The 22,972-nt window shown below is 61.2% G+C and carries 23 protein-coding genes and 2 pseudogenes; 16 read left to right on the top strand and 9 right to left on the bottom strand.

The genetic code is table 11. The features are described 5' to 3' along the window. Window positions 1-56 precede the first annotated feature (56 nt). Window positions 57-965, top strand: coding sequence for a glutaminase B (glsB, locus tag V3W27_RS06500; protein ID WP_183780625.1), 909 nt, complete (start codon window positions 57-59; stop codon window positions 963-965). 190 nt (window positions 966-1,155) lie between these two features. Continuing rightward, a complete protein-coding gene (locus tag V3W27_RS06495; RefSeq protein ID WP_330206222.1) occupies window positions 1,156-2,658 on the top strand; it encodes an aldehyde dehydrogenase family protein in 1,503 nt (500 codons plus the stop codon). Between the two features lie 155 nt (window positions 2,659-2,813). On the opposite strand, the gene V3W27_RS06490 is transcribed toward V3W27_RS06495, so the two are convergent. From V3W27_RS06490 to cynS, 3 genes are all read right to left on the bottom strand, one after another. After that, a complete protein-coding gene (locus V3W27_RS06490) occupies window positions 2,814-3,473 on the bottom strand; it encodes a carbonic anhydrase (protein ID WP_096796352.1) in 660 nt (219 codons plus the stop codon). Window positions 3,474-3,485: 12 nt separating this feature from the next. Beyond that, window positions 3,486-3,722, bottom strand: coding sequence for a DUF2790 domain-containing protein (locus V3W27_RS06485; protein WP_096796353.1), 237 nt, complete (start codon window positions 3,720-3,722; stop codon window positions 3,486-3,488). Window positions 3,723-3,805: 83 nt separating this feature from the next. Further along, window positions 3,806-4,273 (bottom strand): cyanase, encoded by a 468-nt coding sequence (cynS, locus tag V3W27_RS06480; RefSeq protein WP_047597616.1) that lies wholly within the window; start codon window positions 4,271-4,273, stop codon window positions 3,806-3,808. A 119-nt stretch (window positions 4,274-4,392) separates the two neighbouring features. Here cynS and cynR point away from each other — a divergent pair, with 119 nt between their 5' ends. Then, window positions 4,393-5,271, top strand: coding sequence for a transcriptional regulator CynR (gene cynR, locus V3W27_RS06475; RefSeq protein ID WP_115989485.1), 879 nt, complete (start codon window positions 4,393-4,395; stop codon window positions 5,269-5,271). Window positions 5,272-5,458: 187 nt separating this feature from the next. Here the strand turns inward: cynR and V3W27_RS06470 are convergent, their stop codons facing one another. The 3 genes from V3W27_RS06470 to V3W27_RS06460 form a co-directional block, all read right to left on the bottom strand. Continuing rightward, window positions 5,459-5,788, bottom strand: coding sequence for a hypothetical protein (locus tag V3W27_RS06470; RefSeq protein WP_027611729.1), 330 nt, complete (start codon window positions 5,786-5,788; stop codon window positions 5,459-5,461). Between the two features lie 511 nt (window positions 5,789-6,299). Next, on the bottom strand, window positions 6,300-6,803 hold the full coding sequence (locus tag V3W27_RS06465) for a GNAT family N-acetyltransferase (RefSeq protein ID WP_330206221.1): 504 nt from the start codon (window positions 6,801-6,803) through the stop codon (window positions 6,300-6,302). Between the two features lie 177 nt (window positions 6,804-6,980). Beyond that, entirely contained in the window at window positions 6,981-8,912 is a 1,932-nt protein-coding gene (locus V3W27_RS06460; RefSeq protein WP_330206220.1) for a DNA topoisomerase III, read from the bottom strand. A gap of 278 nt (window positions 8,913-9,190) precedes the next feature. On the opposite strand from V3W27_RS06460, the gene V3W27_RS06455 reads away from it, so the two are divergent. Both V3W27_RS06455 and V3W27_RS06450 read left to right on the top strand, forming a co-directional pair. Beyond that, a complete protein-coding gene (locus V3W27_RS06455; RefSeq protein ID WP_330206219.1) occupies window positions 9,191-10,597 on the top strand; it encodes a serralysin family metalloprotease in 1,407 nt (468 codons plus the stop codon). 186 nt (window positions 10,598-10,783) lie between these two features. After that, entirely contained in the window at window positions 10,784-11,152 is a 369-nt protein-coding gene (locus V3W27_RS06450; protein WP_330206218.1) for a DUF427 domain-containing protein, read from the top strand. A 184-nt stretch (window positions 11,153-11,336) separates the two neighbouring features. Here V3W27_RS06450 and V3W27_RS06445 read toward each other — a convergent pair whose 3' ends face one another. Next, entirely contained in the window at window positions 11,337-12,959 is a 1,623-nt protein-coding gene (locus tag V3W27_RS06445) for an MFS transporter (protein WP_330206217.1), read from the bottom strand. Between the two features lie 124 nt (window positions 12,960-13,083). After that, window positions 13,084-14,751, bottom strand: a complete 1,668-nt coding sequence (locus tag V3W27_RS06440; protein ID WP_330206216.1) for a GMC family oxidoreductase — start codon at window positions 14,749-14,751, stop codon at window positions 13,084-13,086. A 133-nt stretch (window positions 14,752-14,884) separates the two neighbouring features. On the opposite strand from V3W27_RS06440, the gene V3W27_RS06435 reads away from it, so the two are divergent. From V3W27_RS06435 to V3W27_RS06380, 11 genes and pseudogenes are all read left to right on the top strand, one after another. Continuing rightward, window positions 14,885-15,769, top strand: coding sequence for a LysR family transcriptional regulator (locus tag V3W27_RS06435; protein ID WP_045122518.1), 885 nt, complete (start codon window positions 14,885-14,887; stop codon window positions 15,767-15,769). Window positions 15,770-15,892: 123 nt separating this feature from the next. Further along, a pseudogene (locus tag V3W27_RS06430) lies at window positions 15,893-16,030 on the top strand (LysR family transcriptional regulator); the annotation flags it as partial. A gap of 423 nt (window positions 16,031-16,453) precedes the next feature. Continuing rightward, complete coding sequence (locus V3W27_RS06420) at window positions 16,454-16,801, top strand: metalloregulator ArsR/SmtB family transcription factor (protein ID WP_095136524.1); 348 nt, start codon at window positions 16,454-16,456, stop codon at window positions 16,799-16,801. A 25-nt stretch (window positions 16,802-16,826) separates the two neighbouring features. After that, window positions 16,827-17,297 (top strand): arsenate reductase ArsC, encoded by a 471-nt coding sequence (locus V3W27_RS06415; RefSeq protein ID WP_166497437.1) that lies wholly within the window; start codon window positions 16,827-16,829, stop codon window positions 17,295-17,297. A gap of 12 nt (window positions 17,298-17,309) precedes the next feature. Further along, window positions 17,310-18,008: an arsenical resistance protein ArsH gene (arsH, locus tag V3W27_RS06410; protein WP_007966871.1), complete on the top strand. Its 699-nt coding sequence runs from the start codon at window positions 17,310-17,312 to the stop codon at window positions 18,006-18,008. 72 nt (window positions 18,009-18,080) lie between these two features. Beyond that, window positions 18,081-18,920, top strand: coding sequence for a helix-turn-helix domain-containing protein (locus V3W27_RS06405; RefSeq protein ID WP_095136521.1), 840 nt, complete (start codon window positions 18,081-18,083; stop codon window positions 18,918-18,920). Between the two features lie 68 nt (window positions 18,921-18,988). Then, on the top strand, window positions 18,989-19,567 hold the full coding sequence (locus V3W27_RS06400) for a LysE family translocator (RefSeq protein ID WP_330206215.1): 579 nt from the start codon (window positions 18,989-18,991) through the stop codon (window positions 19,565-19,567). A 173-nt stretch (window positions 19,568-19,740) separates the two neighbouring features. Beyond that, a pseudogene (locus V3W27_RS06395) lies at window positions 19,741-20,285 on the top strand (cytochrome b). Window positions 20,286-20,489: 204 nt separating this feature from the next. After that, window positions 20,490-21,383 carry a tetratricopeptide repeat protein gene (locus V3W27_RS06390; RefSeq protein WP_330206214.1) on the top strand — a complete coding sequence of 298 codons (894 nt, stop codon included), beginning with the start codon at window positions 20,490-20,492 and terminating at the stop codon, window positions 21,381-21,383. A gap of 125 nt (window positions 21,384-21,508) precedes the next feature. Next, entirely contained in the window at window positions 21,509-21,721 is a 213-nt protein-coding gene (locus tag V3W27_RS06385; protein ID WP_330206213.1) for a DUF4287 domain-containing protein, read from the top strand. A 13-nt stretch (window positions 21,722-21,734) separates the two neighbouring features. Next, window positions 21,735-22,214: a GNAT family N-acetyltransferase gene (locus tag V3W27_RS06380; RefSeq protein ID WP_253150204.1), complete on the top strand. Its 480-nt coding sequence runs from the start codon at window positions 21,735-21,737 to the stop codon at window positions 22,212-22,214. Window positions 22,215-22,415: 201 nt separating this feature from the next. Here the strand turns inward: V3W27_RS06380 and V3W27_RS06375 are convergent, their stop codons facing one another. Beyond that, entirely contained in the window at window positions 22,416-22,955 is a 540-nt protein-coding gene (locus tag V3W27_RS06375; RefSeq protein WP_330206265.1) for a thioesterase family protein, read from the bottom strand. Window positions 22,956-22,972 lie beyond the last annotated feature (17 nt).

Here is a 22,972-nt window from a genome sequence, read left to right as displayed (position 1 = left end):
CAGCGTCTAGCCCCAGTGTCCCCGCAATCCCATGGGGCGAGACTTCGGAACCCGGCATGCAAGCGCTGTTGAACGAGATTCTTGACGCTGTCCGGCCCTTGATCGGGCAGGGCAAAGTGGCTGATTACATTCCCGCCCTCGGCACCGTGCCGGCCAATCAGCTGGGCATCGCCGTGTATGGCAACGACGGCGAAATGTATTGCGCCGGCGACGCCGAGACGCCGTTCTCGGTGCAGAGTATTTCCAAGGTGTTCAGCCTGGTGCAGGCGATCGAGCATTCCGGTGAGGCGATCTGGGAGCGCCTGGGGCACGAGCCGTCCGGCCAGCCGTTCAACTCGCTGGTGCAACTGGAGTTCGAACGCGGGCGCCCGCGCAATCCGTTCATCAACGCCGGGGCGCTGGTGATCTGCGACATCAACCAGTCGCGTTTCGCCGCGCCAGCCCTGTCGATGCGCGACTTCGTGCGGCGCCTGTCGGGCAATCCACAGGTGATCGTCGACGGCAAGGTCGCCGAGTCCGAATACCAGCATCGCGCCCGCAACGCGGCCATGGCGTACCTGATGCAATCGTTCGGCAACTTCCACAACGACGTCGAAGCGGTGCTGCGCAGCTACTTCAGCCACTGCGCACTGCGCATGAACTGCATCGATCTGGCCCGCGCATTCTGCTTCCTCGCCAACGACGGTTTCTGCAAGCACAGCGGCGAACAGGTCCTGACCCGGCGCCAGACCCAACAAGTCAACTCGATCATGGCCACCAGCGGCCTGTACGACGAGGCCGGCAACTTCGCTTATCGCGTCGGCCTGCCGGGCAAGAGCGGGGTAGGCGGCGGGATCGTCGCGGTGGTGCCGGGGCAGTTCACGGTGTGCGTGTGGTCGCCGGAACTCAACGCTGCCGGTAACTCGCTGGCGGGGATGGCGGCGCTGGAGATGCTCAGTTCGCGGATTGGCTGGTCGGTGTTCTGACCTGATCTTCCAAACACTGCAAAACCCTGTGGGAGCGAGCCTGCTCGCGAAAGCGTCGTGCCTGTCGATGCATCTCTCGCTGACCCACCGCATTCGCGAGCAGGCTCGCTCCCACAAGGGTTTTGTGTTGCCTCGGAGAGCGCAGTTCCTATACATTTTCCGGCCGCCCCTCATATGGTGAATCCGCTTCATGTCTCTTGCGCTCGAACGTCTAGTCGCTGGCACGCCGATCCCTTTCGCTGGTAACCGCGTGACCGTGGTCAGCCCCGAACTGGCGGCGCGGTTTCAGCCCGGTGACCACCTGCTGGTCGAGCAGGTGAGTGGCGAGCTGTTGCTGATTCCGGTGGTCGATCAACAAGCGGCTGCGGTGGCAATCGAGCGTGCTGAAGCGGCATTCACTGCATTGTCGGCAGTCTCCGACGAGGCCATCAGCCACTTCTTCGATCTGTTCGCGCAACGCCTGGAAACCGCGGAGTGCTGGAACCTGATCGAAGCCGCCAACCTGGCCGACATCGAACGCGCCAAGGCCCGTGGTCGCTCGACCACCCGACTGCTCGCCGACGAGCGCATGCGCCGCGACATGATCGCCGGTTTGCGCGCCTGGCGGGATGCGCCGGCCACGCGCGGCAAGGTCATCAGCAGCGTCGAACACGACGGCTGGAAGGTCGAGCAAGTGGTGTCGCCGCTGGGCATCGTGGCTTTCGTGTTCGAAGGACGGCCGAACGTGTTCGCCGATGCCGCCGGTGTACTGCGCACCGGCAACACCGCGGTGCTGCGCATCGGCAGCGATGCATTGGGCACCGCGCAAGCAATCGTCACTCACGCGCTGAATCCGGCGCTGGCCGATGCCGGTCTGCCGGCGGGTGCGGTGTCGCTGGTGGAAAGTGTCAATCACGCGGCCGGGTGGGCGATGTTCGCCGACCGGCGTTTGTCGCTGGCGGTGGCCCGGGGTTCGGGCCGCGCGGTCAGCCAGTTGGGCAGCATCGCCCAGCAGGCGGGCACGGCGGTCAGCCTGCACGGCACTGGTGGCGCGTGGCTGATTGCCGATCGTGACGCCGACGCCACGCGCTTCGCCGCCGTGGTGCGTAATTCGCTGGATCGCAAAGTCTGCAACACGCTGAACGTCTGCCTGATTCAACGTGATCGTGCCGTCGAGCTGATCCCGCTGTTCCTCGATGCGCTGCAGCAGGCCGGTACCGCACGCGGTCAGGGCTGCAAATTGCACATCGTCACAGGCAGCGAAAGTTACCTGCCGGCTGAGTGGCACAACGCGACGGTCGAGGTCTATCGCGCCGAAGGTTATCAGACCGAAGCCCTGGCCGAAACGCTGGCGGAATCCGAACTGGGCCGTGAGTGGGAATGGGAAGAAACCCCGGAAGTCAGCCTGATGATTGTCGACGATCTGGATCAGGCGATCGCGCTGTTCAACCGCTACAGCCCGCAGTTCACGGTGTCGCTGATCAGCGAGGATGCTGCTGCGCAAGAGCGTTTTTACAACGCGGTGAACGCACCGTTTGTGGGTAACGGGATTACCCGTTGGGTCGATGGCCAGTACGCGCTGAACAAGCCGGAACTGGGGCTTTCGAACTGGGAGAGCGGGCGCCTGTTTGCGCGCAGTGCGATTCTTTCGGGCGATGGCGTGTTCACGGTCCGTAGTCGCATGACTCAGATCGACCTCAGCGTAAAACGCTGAAAACGCCTTATCCCGATTGATGCACACCGGCCCTGTGGCGAGGGGATTTATCCCCGATGGGGCGCGAAGCGGCCCCAAGAGATCGGGCCTGCTGCGCAGTCCATCGGGGATAAATCCCCTCGCCACAAGTTCCTCTTCACCTCAGCGGACTTGTATCAGGCGGCTGCGCTGGCGTTTGCCTGAACGGCGCACGTCGCCGGCTGCTCAGCCAGCGGCACAAACGTGCGGCGATCCGCCGCCAGCGCATCGATCGAGCCGGTCTCGATGTCATACACCCAGCCATGCAGGTTCAGCAGGCCCTTCTCCTGGGCCAGACGTACGCTCGGGTGGGTCTGAATATTCGCCAGTTGCGCGATCACATTTTCCCGCACCATCGAACTCAATTTCGCCGCGTCATTGGCGTGCGGCCGCGCCTCGTTCACCACTTTCGCCGACTCGGCATGTTGCAGCCAGCCGCTGACGGCGGGCAGGTGATCCATGCATTTGCATTGGGCAATCGCGGTCATCGCGCCACAATCGGAGTGGCCGCAGATCACGATGTCCGTCACCCCAAGCACCGCCACCGCATATTCCACCGTCGCCGAAACCCCGCCCGGATGCGGGCTGTAGGACGGCACGATATTGCCAGCGTTGCGGATCACGAACAGCTCGCCGGGTTCTTGCTGGGTCAGCAGTTCCGGCACCACGCGGCTGTCGGAACAGGTGATGAACAAGGTGCCCGGGGTTTGAGTGGTCGCCAAGTGCTTGAACAGCTCGGTGCGTTGCGGAAACGCCTCGTTCTGGAACTTCAGGAAGCCTTCGATCAGGTTTTTCATGGTGTTGTCCTCTCAGTTCGAACAGCCGGTGCCGAATTCGCTGTATTGAAGAATGTGTTTTGCGCCGTGGCTGTCGAGGTAGGTCATCTCGACCGGTACAGCGCCGCAGACGTCGGTGACCGGGGTGATGCTCACGATTTCAGCAATATCCAGAGTCATGCCGTATCGGTAGGCAATCGCCTCTTCATCAGCCTGGGCCTGGGCGGCAAGGCCGGCGAGCAGGGTCAGGGTCAACAGAATTTTGTGCATGGGGCAGCCTCCAGGCAGATGTGATGACGACTTGGCAATTGAGGTTTGGATGGGCCCGCACACGGGGTGCGGGCCGGGGTGGATCAGAACGGACGCAGTGGCAGGAACTTGCCGTCGAGGGTGACCACGGCGCGGGAGCCGCCTTCCGGGTCTTCGACTTTCTTGATGTCGAGCTTGAAGTTGATGGCGCTGATGATGCCGTCGCCGAACTGCTCGTGGACCAGGGCTTTGAGGGTGGTGCCGTAGATCTGGATCATCTCGTGGAAGCGGTAGATGGTCGGGTCGGTCGGCACACCGCTGAGGCTGCCACGCAGCGGGATGATCTGCAGGGCGGCAACGGCGTCGGCGTCCAGCTCGAGTTTGTCGCCAACCACTTGCGCGGCGTTTTGTGGCAGCGGGTGCTGGCCGAGGAGGGCAGCGGTGACGTAGGCCAGGCTCAGGCCGGTGCCATCGGCAAGATCCTGCCATGACAAATTCTTGCGGGCCTTGATGTCGAGAATGCGCGTGGTCAGGGCCAGGCTGGCATCGTTATAGGCGTGGGACTGTTGCATGGTGTCACTCCTTTCAAGGTTGGCTTGCTGTGTGGGAGCCATCTTCTGCCGATTGATCCATAGCGTCCAAGACCGATATACAATACTTCGCATAAGTCCTGCCTATAGATGGTGATCCCATGCTGCTGCGACATTTGCGATATCTGCTGGCCGTGGCCGATCACGGCGGCTTCACCCGGGCGGCGGAGGCGTTGCATGTGTCGCAGCCGACCTTGTCGCAACAGATCCGCCAACTGGAAGAAAGCCTCGGGGTGAATCTGTTCGACCGCACTTCACGCACCGTTAAACCCACCGATGCCGGTGAGGCTTACATTGAGTGTGCGCGGCGCGTGCTGGTGGAACTGGAGGCGGGCAAGCGGGCGTTGCATGACGTGAAGGATCTGTCCCGTGGCAGCCTGCGGCTGGCCATGACGCCGACCTTCATGGCCTATCTGGTCGGGCCGTTGGTGCGTGATTTTGCGGCGCGCTACCCGGGGATCCATCTGCAGATTTTCGAGCTGTCGATGGACGACATCGAGGCGGGGCTGGCGGACGATTCGCTGGATATCGCGATTGCCTTTACCCCGGTGCGCCACCCGGACATCGAGTGCATCCCGGCGTTTACCGAAACCCTGGGAATCATGGTCGGGCGCGAGCATCCGCTGTACGACAGCAGTGCGGTGCTGACGTCGAGTGACCTTGCGCAACTGGATTTCGCCTTGCTGGCGCCGGATTTCATCACGCGCTTATCGATCGATGAATACTTTCGTCAGCACGGAATCACGCCACAGGTGCGGATCGAGGTGAACTCGGTAAGTACGTTGCTGGAGGTGGTGCGGCATTCGCCGATGGCGACGATGTTGCCCGAAGCGATTGCCAGCGAAGACCGGGCGTTGCGTCGCTTGAGCGTCGAGAACGAAGCGCCGCAGCGTGGGGCGGCGTTGTTGCGGCGGCAGAATAATTACCACAGTGCGGCGGCTCTGGCGTTTGTGAATCTGGTCCTGCAAACGAAAATCTGACCAACAACACAGCCCCCCTGTAGGAGCGGGCTTGCTCGCGAATGCGGTGTCTCAGTTGAAGTGATGGTGACTGACCCGGCCCATTCGCGAGCAAGCCCGCTCCCACAGGATTGTGTGGTGAATTGCGGATATAAAAAGGGCCTGCTTCTGTTGGAAGCAGGCCCCTTTTATTTATTGAAGTTGTAAATCAGTAGAACCGGTCAATCACCCGAACTTCATTCTTGTTCTGCATCGAATCCCACGCCTGTTTCAGCGTCTGCAGCACATTACTGATGAAGTCCTTGTCGGCCGCAGCTTTCTTGCCGACATAACCGTGGCCGCGGCGGTACATCTTCAGGCGGGCCAGCAGGTTCTGGTTGCTGCGGTCGAATTCTTCTTCACCAGCGTGGGGTGACAGGCAGTCGATATGCACCTGACCCGACTTGCTGATCCAGAGAATGTGGCTGTCGTGGCTGTCTTTTTGCGCAGCGAACATACGAGCCAGTTCTTCGATAGTAGGTTGATTGTTCAGATTCATGATGTTTGCCCCTTGACCAGTCTGGTGATCTTTCAAAGTTGATTCGCTAATACAGGTAGCCCATCGGTTAGTTGATCCCTGGCACCGAAACCAGGACGTCAGCGGTCGCCCGTGTGAAGTACGGGGTCATGCGTCTGTTGCATGTAGTCGTGTTGAATAACTGCTACGCAATAGCGTCACAACGAGGAGAAGCAGCGAAAACCGGGAGGCTCCTTGACGACGTTTTCAGGGTCGACCACAAGCGTCTTGAGAATTTTCGCCAGCGCTTCTCGTCCTTGTACTGGACGTTCAGGCCAGGTCAGCTTCTTCAATCTGCCTTGTGGGCAGCGTGTATCCGGAAAAAACAACTCGGCGGTCAGACGAGTTTGCTCAAGCGTGTTACCGATGTTCCCGATCGGGGAACGTCTTCATCATGCAAAAGCAAAACGGTGCCGTCAACGGTTTTGTAGTGATTATTTTTGTTCACTACATATTGTCGGACAAAGCGGTTTTGGAATGAGAAAAGTTCCGTTCAGGCAACGGATGCGGGGGCGCGCAGGACGTAGAAGGTGCAGGGGTAACCGTCCACGGCGCGCTGTTGGCGGGTGAATGCGCCGCCAGTCAATTCGGGGATCAACCTGGCCCAGAAGCGCTGCGCAGGCAGGTTGGCGTCGATGTGGAAAATCTGCCATTGACCGGGCAGACGGCTCAAGAGGGCAGAGACGACAAACTGCCCGACGCCTTGGCCACGAAAACGCCGGGTGAGGAAGAAGTAGCCGATGTTGTGTTCGGCGCCGTCGATGTGGGTGTCGTTATCCACGGTCACGAAGCCGGCCAGTTCACCGTCGACGCGGATCAGGAACGGTTGGGTAGCGGGATTGCGCCAGTAATCGTCTTTCTGCTGAATGCTGAAGAAGCCATGTTCGCCGAGTTTCAGTGGTAGCCATTGGCTGAAGTCGTACATGTAGAACTGCATGAGGTTTTCGATGGTTTGCAGTTCGTCGCGGTGGGCGGGGTGCAGTTCGATGCTGGGCATTGGGTTAACTCCCTGCGGTGATGAAGCCGATAATGTGAACTCACACCTTGTGGCGAGGGGATTTATCCCCGATGGACTGCGCAGCAGTCCTCTAGTTTAAGTAAAAGCTGGGGCCGCTTCGCAGCCCATCGGGGATAAATCCCCTCACCACAGAATCCCCCACCACAGGACTGATCATTACTTCGCTGTGCGTTTGGCTGCGCTGGCAGTTTTGCTTCGGGTCGATTTACGCTTTTTCTTCCACGGCGCCGCGGCCTTGCCGGCCGGTGGCGGGCCGCTGATGGTCAGGCTCAGCGCCGAACAGCGGCTGACCTGCTTGCTCATCCACGCCGCCTGTTTGGTGACGAACTCTTCCAGGCTCATCTCGCCGCTCTGCACCATGTCCAGCGCCTGTTCCCAGATGGCGGTGGTGCCGGGATCGGCAATCGCCCGGGGCACGGCGTCGATCAGGCTGAAGGCCGCCGGCGTCGCGGCCAGTGCCTTGCCGTTCTTCACCAGATAACCTCGATCCAGCAGACCCTGAATGATTGAGGCGCGTGTCGCTTCGGTGCCGATGCCGGTGGTGTCCTTGAGTTTCTGTTTGAGCAGCGGATCTTCCACCAGTTTGGCGACGTTCTTCATCGCCTTGATCAGGTCGCCCTCGGTGTAGGGCTTCGGCGGCTGGGTCCACAGATCCTTGAGATTCACGCCGGCCACGGCGCAATCGATACCCTGGCTCAGCGCCGGCAGGGTTTGCGGGGCTGGCGCTTCACGGCCCTTGGCCGGGGCGAGGGCTTCGGGCAAGGCGCGCTTCCAGCCCGGTTCGATGATCTGCTTGCCGACGGCACGCAACGCTTCCCCGGCGCAATCGAAGTCGGCCTGGGTGCGATCGTATTCATGGTTGGGCAGAAATTGCGCCAGATAACGCGCACGAATCAGCGTGTAGACCGCCCGGTGTTTACCGCTCAGACGCTCGAGATTCTTGGCTGCCGCTGTGGGGATGATGCCGTGGTGGGCGCTGACCTTGGCGTCGTTCCACGCCCGCGAGCGGCGCTGCGGGTCGAGGTGACCGTTCAACACGTCAAGGCTCGGGTCGGCCTGACGCAGTGCCGCCAGTATCCCCGGCGCCTCGCTGTGCTGGCTCAGCGGCAGAAAGCCGCAATCGCTGCGCGGGTAGGTGATGACCTTGTAGGTTTCGTAAAGGGCCTGGGCGATGTCGAGAGTTTCCTGGGCGCCGAGACCGAGTTTCTTCGAGCAGACCTCCTGCAGGGTGCCCAGATCGAATGGCAGCGGTGCCACTTCACGCATGCGTTCAGTGCGCAGTTTGACCACCCGCGCACTGGCGGCGCTGTTCAGAGCGGCGGCTGCCTGCTGGGCCAGCGCCTGATTCAGACAGCGATCCTGCTCGTCGCAAACGTCCGAGGGCGCACGCCATTGTGCGGTGAACGGCGTGCCATCGTGCAGCAGTTGCACATCGATCGCCCAATACGGCACCGGCACGAAGTCGGCGATGCTGCGGTCGCGATCCACCACCAGCCGCAGTGTCGGCGTCTGCACCCGACCGACCGGTAGCACACCCTGATAGCCGGACTGCCGGCCCAATAGTGTGAACAGGCGACTCATGTTCATGCCGATCAGCCAGTCGGCCCGCGAGCGCCCCAGCGCCGAGTGATACAGGCTGAAGGTTTCCGCCCCTGGCTTCAGCGCGGCCAGAGCCTTGCGGATCGATGCTTCATCCAGCGCCGACAGCCACAAGCGGCGGATCGGCCCGCGATAGCGGCAGTGCTCGACCAGTTCCCGGGCAATCATCTCGCCCTCACGGTCGGCGTCGGTGGCGATGATCAGTTCGCTGGCCTCGCCAAGCAGGCGCTTGACCGCCTTGTACTGGCTGGCGGTGCGCGGCTTGACGGTCATTTTCCACTTGTCGGGAATGATCGGCAGATCCGCCAGCACCCAGCGCTTGTAGCGCGCGTCGTAGGCATCCGGCGGCGCGGTTTCCAGCAGATGGCCGATGCACCAGGTCACCGTGACGTCCGTTCCCAGCCAGCAGCCGTCGCCCCGACGCCTGGCGCCCAGCACGGCCGCGATGTCTTTGGCCTGGGAAGGTTTTTCACAGAGGTACAGCCGCATAACCACCGTCGTCGATCAGTTCACTGGAGGTGCACAGGATGGCTGCAGTTGGCGCTCGGGGCAACTTTTATCTGTATGGATATACAGATCAAAACATTGCCGGGAATGACCGGTATTACCGGGACGTCGCGAGCGGCTATCGAGAAATCGATTGGCAGGGCGATTGACGCCCGTGTCAGGTTCACCGGGCTTCTCAGAAACGCGAGTGACCGGACAATCTCGCCGTGGATTGCCGTGCTCGACGCGTACTGCCAACTCTGAAACAAGGAAGTCCCACCATGGCTCAAGCCAAAGCAAAATCCAGCAGCGCCTATGACGAAGTGAACGCCTTCAGCCACTTGTACGACCGTGGCGTCGGCCTGGTGAACGGCAAACCGTCGTTCACCGCCGATCAGGCAACCGACGAAATCCTGCGCAAAAACCTGTCGTGGCACGACAAGAACGGCGACGGCAAAATCTCCCTGACCTACACCTTCCTCACCGAGAAACCGGCAAACTACAACCCGAACCTCGGCAACTTCAGCCAGTTCAGCGCGCAGCAGAAAGCTCAAGCCGTGCTGGCCATGCAATCCTGGGCCGACGTGGCCAAGGTCACGTTCACTGAAGGCAAGGGCGGCGACGGCCACATGACCTTCGGCAACTACGACGTCAGCACCGGCGGCGCGGCGTTCGCCTACCTGCCGAGCGGCGGCAGCTATGACGGTCAGTCGTGGTACCTGATCAACAATCAATATCAGGTCAACAAGACCCCGGACACCAACAACTACGGGCGTCAGACCCTGACCCACGAAATCGGCCACACCCTTGGCCTGTCGCACCCGGGCGCCTACAACGCCGGCAACGGCAGCCCGACCTACAACGACGCCAAGTACGCCGAAGACACCCGTGGCTACAGCCTGATGAGCTACTGGAGCGAAGCCAACACCGACCAGAACTTCAGCAAGGACGGCAGCGGCGCCTACGCCTCGGCGCCGTTGCTCGACGATATCGTGGCGGTGCAGAAACTCTACGGCGCCAACTATGCAACCCGCGCCGATGACACCACCTACGGTTTCGGCTCCAACGCCGGCCGCGATTTCTACAGCGCCACGTCGGCGGCGTCGAAAGTGGTGTTCTCGGTATGGGACGGTGGCGGCAATGACACCCTGAACTTCTCCGGCTTCACCCAGAACCAGAAGATCAACCTCAACGAAGGTTCGTTCTCTGATGTCGGCGGTCTGGTCGGTAACGTGTCGATTGCCTATGGCGTGACCGTGGAAAACGCGGTTGGCGGTTCGGGCAATGACCTGCTGATCGGCAACTCGGCGGTTAACCATCTGTTCGGCGGTGCCGGCAACGACATCCTCTACGGCGGTGGCGGCGCGGATGTGCTGTGGGGCGGCGAGGGCGCAGACACCTTCGTGTTCGGTGCGGCCAGCGACTCGACCAACAACCAGCCGGACTGGATCATGGATTTCAAGAGCGGCGTGGACAAGATCGACCTCTCGGGCATCGCCGCGTTTGCCACGGGGGCGGCGTCACTGAACTTTGTCAGCAGTTTCACCGGCCACGCGGGCGATGCGATCCTGACTTACTACGCGCAGAACGGTCAGACCGGGCTGCTGGTCGATCTGACCGGGCAGGGGCAGGTTGACTTTGCCGTGGGTGTGGTGGGGCAGGCGGTGGCGACTGATATCGTGGTTTGATGTGAAATGACAGGGCCAACCTGACGCTTGTGGCGAGGGAGCTTGCTCCCGCTCGGCGGCGAAGCCGTCGCAAAACCTGAAATCGCGTTATACCTGATGCAGCGCGATTTCCGGATTTGGGTCTGCTATGCAGCCCAGCGGGAGCAAGCTCCCTCGCCACTGTTCATTTGTCCCTGGAGAACCCCCATGAGCACCACCGGCCTCAATCCCGTCATCACCCTCGAAGAACTCCCCGGTTGCCTGCTGGTGAAATTCCACGGCATCCAGGTCGCGGCGTCCTCGCATGTGCTGGTGCTCCATGAGGCCAACTACCCGCCGGTGTACTACGTGCGCCGCGAAGACATCGACGAGAAATACTTCGCCCGCACCGACCACACCAGTTACTGCCCGTACAAGGGCGATGCCAATTACTTCAGCCTGCAAGTGCCGGGGCATGAGGGGGCGAATGCGGTGTGGACTTACGAAAATCCGAAAGTCTCGGTCGATGCGATCAAGGACTACGTGGCGTTTTATCCGGACCAGGTGAAGTTTGAGGTGATCAAGGCTGACGTCTGACACGTAAGTCTGTGACCGAGTAAATCACCTGTGGCGAGGGAGCTTGCTCCCGCTGGGTTGCGAAGCGACCCTAAACCCTGCAATTACAGTGCATCAGATACACCACGGTTACAGGTTTTGCGACTGCTTCGCAGTCGAGCGGGAGCAAGCTCCCTCGCCACAGGTAAGCTGAGTTGATCTGGAATCAGTTTTTGTCCAGATCGATATTCTTCGTCTCTCGCAGACAGATCATCCCCACCACCAGGCTGACCCCGGTAATCAGCACCGGGTACCACAGCCCATAGAAAATATCCCCGGTGTACACCACCAGCGCGAACGACACCGTTGGCAGGAATCCACCAAACCAGCCGTTGCCGATGTGATACGGCAGGGACATCGAGGTGTAGCGGATGCGCGTCGGGAACAGCTCGACCATCAGCGCCGCCAGCGGGCCGTAGCACATGGCCGAGATGATGATCAGCGCGACGATCAGCGCCACGATCATCGGTTTGTTGATCTGTTGCAGGTCGGCCTGTTGCGGGTAGCCGGCGAGGGTCACCGCGCCGCGCAGGGCGGATTCGTCGTAGCCGTCGATCTTCACGTCGCCGATGCTCACCTGCACGCCACTGCCGGCCGGAGCGGCGACACTGGAGTAGGGCAGGCCCTGCTTGACCAGGAAGGTCTTGACCTTGTCGCACGGGCTGTCGAATTTGGCCTTGCCCACCGGGTCGAACTGGAAGGTGCAGGTCGCCGGATCGGCCAGCACGGTGATCGGCGCCTGACGGCTGGCCTGATCGATTGCCGGGTTGGCGTAATGCGCCAGGGATTTGAAAATCGGGAAGTACAGCGCCGTCGCCAGCAGCAGGCCGACCATCAGCACCGGTTTGCGCCCGACCTTGTCCGACAGCCAGCCGAAAATGATGAAGAACGGCGCGCCGATCACCACGCTGATGATCAGCAGGCTGTTGGCCACCGCCGGGTCCATTTTCAGGAACTGGGTGAGGAAGAACAGCACGTAAAATTGCGCGGCGTAGAAGGTCACCGCTTGCCCGGCGTTGATGCTGAACAGCGCGATCAGCACGACCTTGAGGTTCTCCCATTTGCCGAAGGATTCGCGGATCGGCGCTTTCGAGGCTTTGCCTTCCTCTTTCATTTTCAGGTACGCCGGCGACTCGTGCAGGCTCAGGCGGATCCAGGTGGAAATGCCCAGCAGCACGATCGACAGCAGGAACGGAATACGCCAACCCCAGACTTCAAACTGATCGCCAGTGAAGTAGCGGCAACCGAGCACCACCAGCAGCGACAGCAGCAGGCCGAGGGTTGCAGTGGATTGAATCCAGCTGGTGTGGAAGCCGCGTTTGCCGATGGGCGCGTGTTCCGCCACATAGGTCGCAGCACCGCCGTATTCACCGCCCAGGGCCAGACCCTGAAGCATGCGCAGCACCACCAGAATGATCGGCGCGGCAATGCCGATGCTGGCGTAGGTCGGCAGCAGGCCGACGCAGAACGTGGCGATCCCCATCAGGATGATGGTCGCTAGGAAGGTGTATTTGCGCCCGATCATGTCCCCCAACCGACCGAACACCAGCGCCCCGAACGGCCGCACGATAAACCCGGCGGCAAAGGCCATCAGCGCGAAGATGAACGCCGTGGTGTCGTTGACCCCGGCGAAAAACTGCTTGCTGATCACTGCCGCGAGGGCGCCGTAGAGGAAGAAGTCATACCACTCGAACACCGTCCCCAGGGACGAGGCGAAGATGACTTTCTGCGTAGCATTGCTGGTGCTGGCGCCGCTCGCGGCGTCCAGCGGCTGAGCGTGTTCTGACATGTCGGTATCCCTCACAGTGATTGTTTTTGTTGTTCCACTGGTGTTGCGTGTCCGGGTACTGCGTGATGCCTTGAATCTGCTGATTCCTGTGGGAGGGGGCTTGCTCCCGAAGGGGCCGTGTCAGTCAAATCATGGGTGAATGACACTCCGCTTTCGCGAGCAAGCCCGCTCCCACATTGGGGCTGTGAACAGGTCCTGAAAGGATCAGCTGCGCCGCCTTCTCGGCAATCATCAGCGTAGACGAACAGGTGTTGCCCGAGGTGATGCGCGGCATGATTGAGGCGTCGGCGATGCGCAGGCCGGGCACGCCATGCACGCGCAATTGCGCATCGACCACCGCTTCAGCGTCATTGCCCATGCGGCAGGTACCGACCGGATGGAAAATCGTCGTGCCGATGCGCGCCGCCGCTTCGTGCAGTTGTTCTTCGCTTTGCAGGCTGTCGCCGGGCAGATACTCCACCGGTTTGAACGCTTGCAGGGCCGGGGCGCTGACGATACGGCGGGTCAGGCGGATCGCGTCGGCGGCCACGCGCAGGTCTTCAGGATGGCTGAGGTAATTGGGTTGAATCAGCGGTGCTTCCTGCGGGTCTGCCGAACGGATTTCGATGCGGCCACGGCTCTGCGGACGCAGATCACACACCGACGCGGTGAACGCCGGAAAGCTGTGCAGCGGCTCGCCAAAACGCTCCAGCGACAGCGGCTGCACGTGATACTCAAGGTTGGCGGAAGTCTGCTCCGGCCCGGATCGGGCAAACGCTCCGAGCTGACTCGGCGCCATCGACAGCGGCCCGCTGCGGTCATACAGATAACGCAGGCCCATGCCCATCTTGCCCCAGACGCTGCCGGCGATCTGATTCAGGGTGCGGGCGTTCTGCAGTTTGTAGACCAGGCGCAGTTGCAGGTGATCCTGCAGATTGCCGCCGACCCCCGGCAACTCATGAATCACCCCGATGCCCAGACGCTCCAGCAAAGGACTCGGGCCGATCCCGGAGCGTTGCAGAATGCTCGGCGAACCGACGGCGCCGGCGCAGAGGATGATTTCCTTGCGCGCCTTGAAGCTTTTCACCTGACCTTCGTGACGGGCGCTGACCTTCGATGCGCGACCGTTTTCCAGCAGCACCCGATCCACTTCAACCCCGGTCAGCACCGTCAGATTGACCCGCTCGCGAATCGGTTTGAGAAAGGCCTTGGCCGCGTTCCAGCGCACCCCGGCCTTCTGGTTGACCTGAAAGTAGCCGCAACCCTCGTTGTCGCCCTGATTGAAGTCGTCGATGCTGGCGATGCCGCTCTGTTCGGCGGCGCTGCGAAACGCGTCGAGAATCGGCCATGACAGCCGCTGTTGCTCGACCCGCCATTCACCCTGTGCACCGTGAAATTCAGCGGCGCCGGAAAAATGGTTTTCGCTCTGTTTGAACAGCGGCAGCACGTCGTTCCAGGCCCAGCCCGAATTGCCTTCGGCCGCCCAGCCGTCATAGTCGCCGGCCTGACCGCGCATGTAGATCATGCCGTTGATCGAGGAGCAGCCACCGAGCACTTTGCCGCGTGGATAGCTCAGGCTGCGACCTTGCAGGCCGGGTTGCGCTTCGGTCTTGTAGCACCAGTCGGTGCGCGGGTTGCCGATGCAGAACAGGTAACCCACGGGGATGTGAATCCATGCGTAGTTGTCGCGTCCGCCGGCTTCGAGCAGCAACACCCGCTGCTGTTTGTCTGCCGACAGTCGATTGGCCAGCAGGCACCCGGCAGGGCCGGCGCCGACCACGATGTAGTCGAATTCTTCAAGGGAAGTCTGCATTCCCTGACCTCGCTTTTTGTTTTTATTGTCGGACACTCTAGTTGTTAGCTTTCGTTAAAAGAATGTTAGTTTTTGCGCAGCCGCTGTGCGTTTTCAAACAGCCTGGATTGACGATAGCTGACAAGGACACCCCATGTTCGACTGGAATGACCTGCGGTTCTTTCTGGAGTTGCAACGCAGCGGCCGCCTGCTCACCGCTGCCCGGCGCTTGAACACTACTCACGCCACCGTGGCCCGACACATCGAGGCCATCGAAAAAAGCCTCGGCACCGCGCTGTTCGTCCAGCACGCCCAGGGCTATGAAATGACCCCGGCAGGCGAGGCGCTGCTCAAGCACGCCGAAGCCATGGAGAACGTCGCGCTGCTGGCCCAGGAAGAAATCACCCAGTCCACCGCACCGCTGGGCAAGATCCGTGTCGGCGTCACCGAAGGGCTGGGCATCAAGTTTCTCGCCAGCCGGATGATCGGCCTGTTCGAACGTTATCCGGGGCTGGAAGTGGAACTGGTCGCCGTGCCGCGCTTCGTCAGCATCCTCAACCGCGAGGCGGAAATCAGCATTCATCTGGAGCGCCCGGCGGCCGACATGCTGGTCACGCGCAAGCTCACCGACTATCGATTGGCGCTCTACGCCAGCCAACGCTACCTCGACAACGCACCGCCGTTGCGCAGCCGCGAAGACCTCGCGCGGCATGCGTGGATCGGTTATGTCGATGATTTGCTGTTCAGTCAGGAACTGATGTTCCTCAACAGCTTCTGCCGCAGTCCGCGCGTGGTGTTCCATAGCACCAGCGTCATCGCCCAGCAGGAAGCGGCGCGCTCGGGATTGGGCATTGCGGTGTTGCCTTGCTACATGGCCGCGTCGGATCCGGATCTGGTGGCGTTGTTGCCGGATGACAGCATCGAGCGCAGTTACTGGATCAGCACCCGGCGCGAGTTGCACAAGTCAGTAAGGTTGCGGGTGGTCTGGGATTATGTCGTCGGCCTTTGCGAGGCGGAGCAGGGCCTGTTGCGCGGCTAGTCCCGCCCACACAAATCCCCCCCTGTGGGAGCGGGCTTGCTCGCGAAGGCGGTATGTCTGTGACGTAGATATCGACTGACACTACGCCTTCGCGAGCAAGCCCGCTCCCACAGGGTTCTGCGGTTGCTGCCGGATGACAGCATCGAGCGCAGTTACTGGATCAGCACCCGGCGCGCGTTGCACAAGTCGGTACGGCTGCGGGTGGTCTGGGATTATGTGGTGGGGTTGTGCGAAGCGGAGCAAGGCCTGTTACGCGGATAGTCCAGCCCACACAAATCCCCTTGTGGGAGCGGGCTTGCTCGCGAAGGCGGTATGTCTGTGACGTAAATATCGACTGACACTACGCCTTCGCGAGCAAGCCCGCTCCCACAGGGTTATGCGGTTGTTGCCTTACTGGATCAGTACCCGGCGCGAGTTGCACAAGTCAGTAAGGTTGCGGGTGGTCTGGGATTATGTCGTCGGCCTTTGCGAGGTGGAGCAAGGCCTGTTACGCGGCTGATCCTGCCCACACAATTCCCTTGTAGGAGTGAGCCTGCTCGCGATAGCGGTGTATCAGGCGACTTCTGCTTCACAGACATACCGCTATCGCGAGCAGGCTCACTCCTACAAGGGATCGCATCTGGGGTTGAATAATATATGGATATCCGTATATTCGGTTTTCCATATGTTCGAGCCCGCCCCTCCATGCTCACCCCCACCGAACTGTTCAAAAGCCTGGCCGATGAAACGCGTGTCCGCGCCACCTTGCTGATTGCCGAGCAGGGTGAGCTGTGTGTCTGCGAGCTGATGTGTGCACTCGACGACAGCCAGCCGAAAATCAGCCGCCACCTCGCGCAACTGCGCAGCAATGGGTTGTTGCTCGATCGCCGTCAGGGTCAGTGGGTCTATTACCGGCTCAACCCGGATCTGCCGGATTGGGTTCACCAGATCCTCAAGGTCACCGCGACGGCCAATGCCGATTGGCTCAAGGACAATGCCTGTCGCCTGCACAACATGGACGGCCGTCCTGCCCGCGAAACCGCGTGCTGCTGAAATTCAACTATCCCCGGAGCTATCCATGCGTGTCCTGTTCATGTGCACGGCCAACAGTTGCCGCAGCATCCTTTCCGAAGCCATGTTCAATCATCTGGCGCGCGAGGGCTTCGAGGCGGTGAGCGCCGGCAGTTTCCCCAAGGGCCAGGTGTTGCCACGCAGCCTGACGACGCTGCAACAGGCCGGTATCTCCATCGACGGTTTGTACAGCAAGGGCAACGACGCTTTCGAAAGCAACCCGCCGGACATCGTCATCACTGTCTGCGACAAGGCAGCCGGCGAAACCTGCCCGGTGTACTTCGGCCCGGCGATCAAATGCCATTGGGGGCTGGAAGATCCCTCCGATGTGACGGGGGACGAGGCCGCAGTGGATGCCGCGTTCCGTGCCACGCTGGCGATCATCGAGCGCCGCTGCGCAACCTTCCTCGGTCTTCCTTTCAAATCACTCAGCCGCGTTGAGCTTCAGCGCGAACTGGATCGCATCGGCTCCCTCTGAGCCGGAGGACGTATGTCAGAGCATCTGCCCAATCTTGATCACACGCTGTTCGAAGGCCGGATCACATCACCTTCGCACGAACACAAACCACGCATCCTGCTGCTCTACGGCTCGACCCGCGAACGCTCCTTCAGCCGTCTGCTGGTGGAGGAGGCCGCACGCTTGCTGGAGCACTTCGGTGCCGAGACGCGCATCTTCAATCCGTCCGGTCTGCCGTTGCCGGACGACGCCCCGGTCGACCATCCCAAAGTCCAGGAACTGCGCGAGCTGGTGCTGTGGTCGGAAGGTCAGGTCTGGTGTTCGCCGGAACGCCACGGCGCGATGTCGGCGGTGTTCAAGGCACAGATCGACTGGATTCCCCTTGAGCTCGGTGCGGTGCGTCCGACCCAGGGCAAAACTCTCGCGGTGATGCAGGTCTGCGGCGGTTCGCAGTCGTTCAACGTGGTCAATCAACTGCGCGTACTGGGGCGCTGGATGCGCATGTTCACCATCCCCAATCAGTCTTCGGTGCCCAAGGCGTTCACGGAATTCGACGAGGCGGGGCGGATGAAACCGTCAGCGTTTTATGACCGCGTGGTTGATGTGATGGAAGAGCTGGTGAAGTTCACCGTGCTGCTGCGCGAGCGCCAGGATTTTCTGGTGGATCGCTATTCCGAGCGCAAGGAAAGTGCCGAGCAACTGATGGCGCGGGTCAATCAACGCTCGATCTGAAATGCACAAACCTTCTAGCCTCAACCCGCCAATTGTGGATTACTGGCCCCAGCCCACCACTGTACGCACGCCATGAGCAACTGGATCGACCTTGCCCGCGACCGGGAAACCGGCATCGAAACCCTGCACGCGCATTTCGCCGGGCACGCGCATGCCTACGACCCGCACTGGCACGAAACCTACCTGATCGGCTTCACCGAGCAAGGCGTGCAGCGCTTCAACAGCCGTCGGGCGCGGCATGACAGCACGCCGGGCAAGGTGTTCATGCTGGAACCCGGCGACATCCATGACGGCGATGCGCCGAGCCCGGACGGCTTTACCTATCGCATGCTGTATCTGCAACCGGCATGGCTGGAGCAGGCGCTGGACGGTTTGCATCTGGGCAGTTACGGCAGCGGCTTGCCGGGAATCGGCAGTGTGCTCAACGATGATCCCGAACTGGCTCGCGCCACCTTGTTTGCCTTCAATGCGCTGCATAAGCAGGACGTGCGCATGGTGCGCGATGTGGCGCTGGATGCGTTGCTGGAGCGACTGGCGATTCACCTGTACCGGCGACCGCAACCGACCGCTGCCAACCGCGCGCCATTGATCGCCCGGCAGGCACGCGATTACCTGGTGGCCTACCACGAGCAAGACATCAGCCTGCAAACCCTGGCCGACGTCTGCGGCACCGACCGCTTTCGCCTGACCCGCGCGTTCAAGGCGGCCTACGGTCTGGCGCCGCACGCGTGGCTGATTCAGCTGCGCCTGAGCCGTGGCCGGCAGATGCTCGCCGCCGGTATGCAGCCAGTGGAAGTCGCCAGCCGCCTCGGCTTCGCCGACCAGAGCCATCTGGGCCGCTGGTTCGTGCGCGCCTACGGCATCACGCCGGGCGCCTATCAGCAACGCGCCATTGGCACGTTTCGACGCTGAACAAACGTTCAAGACCACCACGCTGCTCAGCCATCACAGTAGGCCCTGACTTTCTACAGGGCCGTGCCATGCTTGCGTTCATCCTCTTTGCCTTCGTTGCCTCGATCACCCCGGGGCCGACCAATCTCATTGTCCTCAGCACCAGCGCCCGACGCGGCTGGCGACCGTGCCTGCCGATCATTCTCGGCGCGGGGGCGGGCGCTGCGTCGTTGGTGTGGGTCGCCGGTGCGGGCGCCAGTACGCTGATGCTGCCCGGTGTGCGCCCGGTGATCAGTGCGCTGGGGATGGGCTGGATGCTGTGGCTGGCGTGGCAGATTTTCACCGCGCCGGCCACTGCCATCGATCCCGCTTGCGGCGAGGAAAAACCCGAACTGGGCCTGCTCGGTGCCGCGCTGTTGCAATGGGTCAACCCCAAGTCGTGGATGATGGCGATTGCCGTGATCAGCGTGTTTACCGCGCAAGGGCAGGGCTTGAACGCGTTGTGCCTGGCGTTCTTTCTGGTGTCGTTGCCGTGTCTGGCGCTGTGGGCGTTGCTCGGTCGCGGTGCTGCGCGCTGGTTGAGCAATCCGGCGCAGTTGCAGTGGCTGAACCGGATTCTGGCGGTGTTGCTGGTGGTGTCATCCGCTGCTGCGTTGCTGCACAACTGAGGCGAGGCGTTGAGTGAGATAACAGAGGTTTTGTTCACAAAATTTGCAGGTGAAGTGAGGATAATGAGCGGGCAATCTGCAAGGGGTCTTGAGGCTGCAAGGGCAGGGTGGTGCAATCGGTTCGCCCTGCCATTGCGACGAGACCGTCGCTCACGACAATCACGAGGCACGTTATGACTCGCGACACCGCCGTCACCCGTTATGGAAAACTCTCAATCACCCTGCACTGGCTGATGCTGGCGCTGTTCGTCGGCGTCTATGTGTCGAAATCAAGGGCTACATGCCCAAGGGCGGCGAAGCACGCGGCCTGCTGATGGGCTTCCACGGCCTGTTCGGCGCGAGCATTTTCGTGCTGGTGTGGGTGCGTCTCCTCGGCCGCTTGAGCCCACGCCCGCCGATCACTCCGAAGCCGCCAGCCTGGCAGACCGGCATCTCGCACCTGATGCACCTGGCGCTGTACGTGCTGATGATCGCCACGCCGATCCTCGCCTGGCTGATGCTCGCTGCCGCCGACAAACCGTTCCCATACTTCGGCTTCCACGTCCCGGCACCGGTGGCGATCGACCCGGACTTCGCCAAACAGCTCAAGTACTGGCATGAAACACTGGGCAGCACCGGCTACTGGCTGATCGGCTTGCACGCGGCGGCGGGGCTGTTTCACCACTACTGGGGGCGGGATAACACGCTGGTGCGGATGTTGCCGGGCCGCACCGAATAACCCTGACCTCCTTCAACCCCCAATCCCTGTGGGAGCGAGCCTGCTCGCGAAGGCGGTGTGTCAGTCAGCGATGATGCCGGCTGACACGACGCCTTCGCGAGCAGGCTCGCTCCCACAGGTTTTTGTTGTGTGTTTGAGTGCTCGGGCTTTAGGTTTTGCATCTGCCTGCCGATGAAATCTGCACGATTTCAACGGATGCCGTTCATGAACAAGGTTGTTGCTCTACTGGCGCTCAGCGCCCTCATCGTAGGTTGTAAATCCCTTAACCATCTTCAGGTTGCGGATCAGGAATTTCCCTCTTTCCGCTGCGCCAACTACTTCAAACAAGCGGCGATGAGCGAGCAGCAAGTCGCTGAAATTCGCTATCTCAGTACCCAGAACGCCAATTGCAAAGTGATTCTCGGCCAGATGTACGAACAGGGCCGAGGTGTGCCGCAGGACGTCGGCAAGGCCAAGGATATCTATGAGTCGGTGGCCCGAAGAGCGCCGAATGTCTATAGCCGACTTGGCGACATGGCTGCAGCGGGTGTCGGCGGGCCGGTGGATCTGGTGGCGGCACGGGATTTTTATCAGCGTTCCATCGCTGAACCCGGCAATACCGAAATGGAACTCAAAGTGGCCGATTTCCTGGAAAACGGCAGAGGTGGCCCGCAGGATCTTCAAGGTGCGCTAAAGCTCTACTTCAAAGCCAGCGCCTGGGACAACCTCCAACGCCTGCGCGCCAAAGGCGTGGTAATGACGACCGAGCAACAACAGCAGTACAACAAGATTTACGTCCGTCAGGTGCAGTCCGGCGTCAGAGAGAAGATGCGAGAGGTCGAGGAACGTCTGGCGCAAGAAAAACTGGCGACCCCCGAGCGCAAACCAGTGCTCCTCGAGCTGATTTACGCCCCCGGCTCGTTAGTGCCAGTGATCTCGCTGCAGCAAAGCTGTGGCAGCAGCGTGATCGACCAAAGGGTCTTGCAAGGCTTTAGCGATTACCGATTTCCTGGTGATCCGATTTTGCCGCCAGAGCAGAAGAATCACGCGACCATCGCCAGCGTCAGGACAGACGGGCTGACCGAAAGGGAACGACTCAGGGCGCTATCAAGAAAATAAGTCCTGCGGCGTATCCCGAACTGCCTATATGGGCCACTTGCCGGAACAGCGTCCCGCGTCCACTCTATGACCTGCCGACAAGGAGCGTCCGCCGACCCTCCGTCGTGACCCAAGGGAGCTTGAGCATGAGCGAAGACAACAAGGTAAAAGGCCCGGCGTCGTACTTCCCCTCCATCGAAAAGAAATACGGCCAGCCCATCGAGCACTGGCTGAACCTGCTCGCCGGCATCCCCGACAAGAAACACATGGAACTGGTGGCGTGGCTCAAGAAGGAACACGGCATGGGCCACGGCCATGCCAACGCGTTGGTTGCGCATCATCTGACGGTTAAAAAGTGAGGGCAGGGCAGCGATGAATTTCTCCCACCGGCCAGTGACGGCCGACGACGTCAAAACCCTGTGCGGCTTTCCGCAGGGCGTTCAAGAGTTGTACTTCATGTTCCCGAAAGCGCAGTACCCGCTGACGGAAGAACAAATGCACACCGCGATCAGCCAACGCTTCGACTCCACGGCATTTCTGGCCAACGGCGAGTTCGTCGGCTTCGCAAACTTCTACCGTGCCGAGCACGACGGCGTCTGCTGTATCGGCAACGTCATCGTCGCGCCATATGCCCGGGGCCAGGGTGTCGCTCGCTACATTGTCGAAACCATGACCGCCGTCGGCTTCGAAAAGTATCAGGCCAGGGAAGTGCAGCTGTCCTGCTTCAACGAAAACACGGCGGGGTTGTTGCTTTACCCGAAACTCGGCTTCGTGCCGTTCTCCATCGAAGAACGCCCGGCCCCGGGCGGCAGACGCGCAGCCCTGATCAACATGACCCGCCACCGACAATAGCCATCCCCCAATCCCTGTGGGAGCCGGGCTTGCCCGCGATGACGCCAGCCCGGCCAAACGCCTTCCCAAGTCTGATCCAAAACCTGTGGGAGCGAGCTTGCTCGCGAAGACGCCAGCCCAGCCAACCCCACTCCCAAGCCAGCCAAGTTCCCTGTGGGAGCTAGCCTGCTGGCGATGGCGCCCGCCCAGCCACCCAATCACTCAAACCTCCTCACCCCTGAGCTGACGACTCATCAGATCACAACTCGTCGACCACGACGTCAACCACTCCGGCATCTCGGGCGACTGCTCAGGCAATCCCAACTCCCTGACAAACTCACCCGGCGCAATCGTGCCTTTCGCCGAACGAAACAGCCCACGCATGACCACCACGCCGATCACCCGTCCCTTGCTCACGAAGCGATGCTCCATGAAGCTCCATTTGTCGTCCCAGCCAAGCATCCGGCTGTGAATTTCAAACGCTTCAAACAGCTTCAGCTCACGCCGAAATTTGCCCCAGGTATCGCCAACGATCGGCAGCGCTTTAGCGCGCAGCGCCACCCGAAACGCGCCACTGCGCAACACAAAATCCATGCGCCCGACGTCCGCCATGGTGAAGTAGCGACCATTGGTGACGTGCCGATTCAAATCGAGATCCAGCGGCCACGCGCGCATGCGGATCACGGTGGATTCCAGCGCATTGACCGGCTTGCGCCACGGTCGGCGAAAAAGCATGCAGAGCAGTCGAAACCACAGATTCATCAGTACCTCAGCCAGTT

The organism is Pseudomonas sp. AM14(2022) (genome assembly GCF_036346455.1).
GTDB lineage: Bacteria > Pseudomonadota > Gammaproteobacteria > Pseudomonadales > Pseudomonadaceae > Aquipseudomonas > Aquipseudomonas putida_A.
The sequence above is the reverse complement of the archived record's forward strand: the minus strand, read 5'-3'. Positions and strand labels throughout refer to the sequence as shown.

Coding starts and splice junctions, on each gene's coding strand:
- V3W27_RS06445 (WP_330206217.1), bottom strand. CDS start 12,959: ATGTCAGAACACGCTCAGCCGCTGGACGCCGCGAGCGGCGCCAGCACC.
- V3W27_RS06380 (WP_253150204.1), top strand. CDS start 21,735: ATGAATTTCTCCCACCGGCCAGTGACGGCCGACGACGTCAAAACCCTG.
- V3W27_RS06385 (WP_330206213.1), top strand. CDS start 21,509: ATGAGCGAAGACAACAAGGTAAAAGGCCCGGCGTCGTACTTCCCCTCC.
- V3W27_RS06460 (WP_330206220.1), bottom strand. CDS start 8,912: ATGCGGCTGTACCTCTGTGAAAAACCTTCCCAGGCCAAAGACATCGCG.
- V3W27_RS06465 (WP_330206221.1), bottom strand. CDS start 6,803: ATGCCCAGCATCGAACTGCACCCCGCCCACCGCGACGAACTGCAAACC.
- V3W27_RS06440 (WP_330206216.1), bottom strand. CDS start 14,751: ATGCAGACTTCCCTTGAAGAATTCGACTACATCGTGGTCGGCGCCGGC.
- V3W27_RS06455 (WP_330206219.1), top strand. CDS start 9,191: ATGGCTCAAGCCAAAGCAAAATCCAGCAGCGCCTATGACGAAGTGAAC.
- V3W27_RS06450 (WP_330206218.1), top strand. CDS start 10,784: ATGAGCACCACCGGCCTCAATCCCGTCATCACCCTCGAAGAACTCCCC.
- V3W27_RS06470 (WP_027611729.1), bottom strand. CDS start 5,788: ATGAATCTGAACAATCAACCTACTATCGAAGAACTGGCTCGTATGTTC.
- V3W27_RS06420 (WP_095136524.1), top strand. CDS start 16,454: ATGCTCACCCCCACCGAACTGTTCAAAAGCCTGGCCGATGAAACGCGT.
- arsH (WP_007966871.1), top strand. CDS start 17,310: ATGTCAGAGCATCTGCCCAATCTTGATCACACGCTGTTCGAAGGCCGG.
- cynR (WP_115989485.1), top strand. CDS start 4,393: ATGCTGCTGCGACATTTGCGATATCTGCTGGCCGTGGCCGATCACGGC.
- V3W27_RS06495 (WP_330206222.1), top strand. CDS start 1,156: ATGTCTCTTGCGCTCGAACGTCTAGTCGCTGGCACGCCGATCCCTTTC.
- V3W27_RS06435 (WP_045122518.1), top strand. CDS start 14,885: ATGTTCGACTGGAATGACCTGCGGTTCTTTCTGGAGTTGCAACGCAGC.
- V3W27_RS06415 (WP_166497437.1), top strand. CDS start 16,827: ATGCGTGTCCTGTTCATGTGCACGGCCAACAGTTGCCGCAGCATCCTT.
- V3W27_RS06490 (WP_096796352.1), bottom strand. CDS start 3,473: ATGAAAAACCTGATCGAAGGCTTCCTGAAGTTCCAGAACGAGGCGTTT.
- V3W27_RS06375 (WP_330206265.1), bottom strand. CDS start 22,955: ATGAATCTGTGGTTTCGACTGCTCTGCATGCTTTTTCGCCGACCGTGG.
- V3W27_RS06400 (WP_330206215.1), top strand. CDS start 18,989: ATGCTTGCGTTCATCCTCTTTGCCTTCGTTGCCTCGATCACCCCGGGG.
- V3W27_RS06405 (WP_095136521.1), top strand. CDS start 18,081: ATGAGCAACTGGATCGACCTTGCCCGCGACCGGGAAACCGGCATCGAA.
- V3W27_RS06485 (WP_096796353.1), bottom strand. CDS start 3,722: ATGCACAAAATTCTGTTGACCCTGACCCTGCTCGCCGGCCTTGCCGCC.
- glsB (WP_183780625.1), top strand. CDS start 57: ATGCAAGCGCTGTTGAACGAGATTCTTGACGCTGTCCGGCCCTTGATC.
- cynS (WP_047597616.1), bottom strand. CDS start 4,273: ATGCAACAGTCCCACGCCTATAACGATGCCAGCCTGGCCCTGACCACG.
- V3W27_RS06390 (WP_330206214.1), top strand. CDS start 20,490: ATGAACAAGGTTGTTGCTCTACTGGCGCTCAGCGCCCTCATCGTAGGT.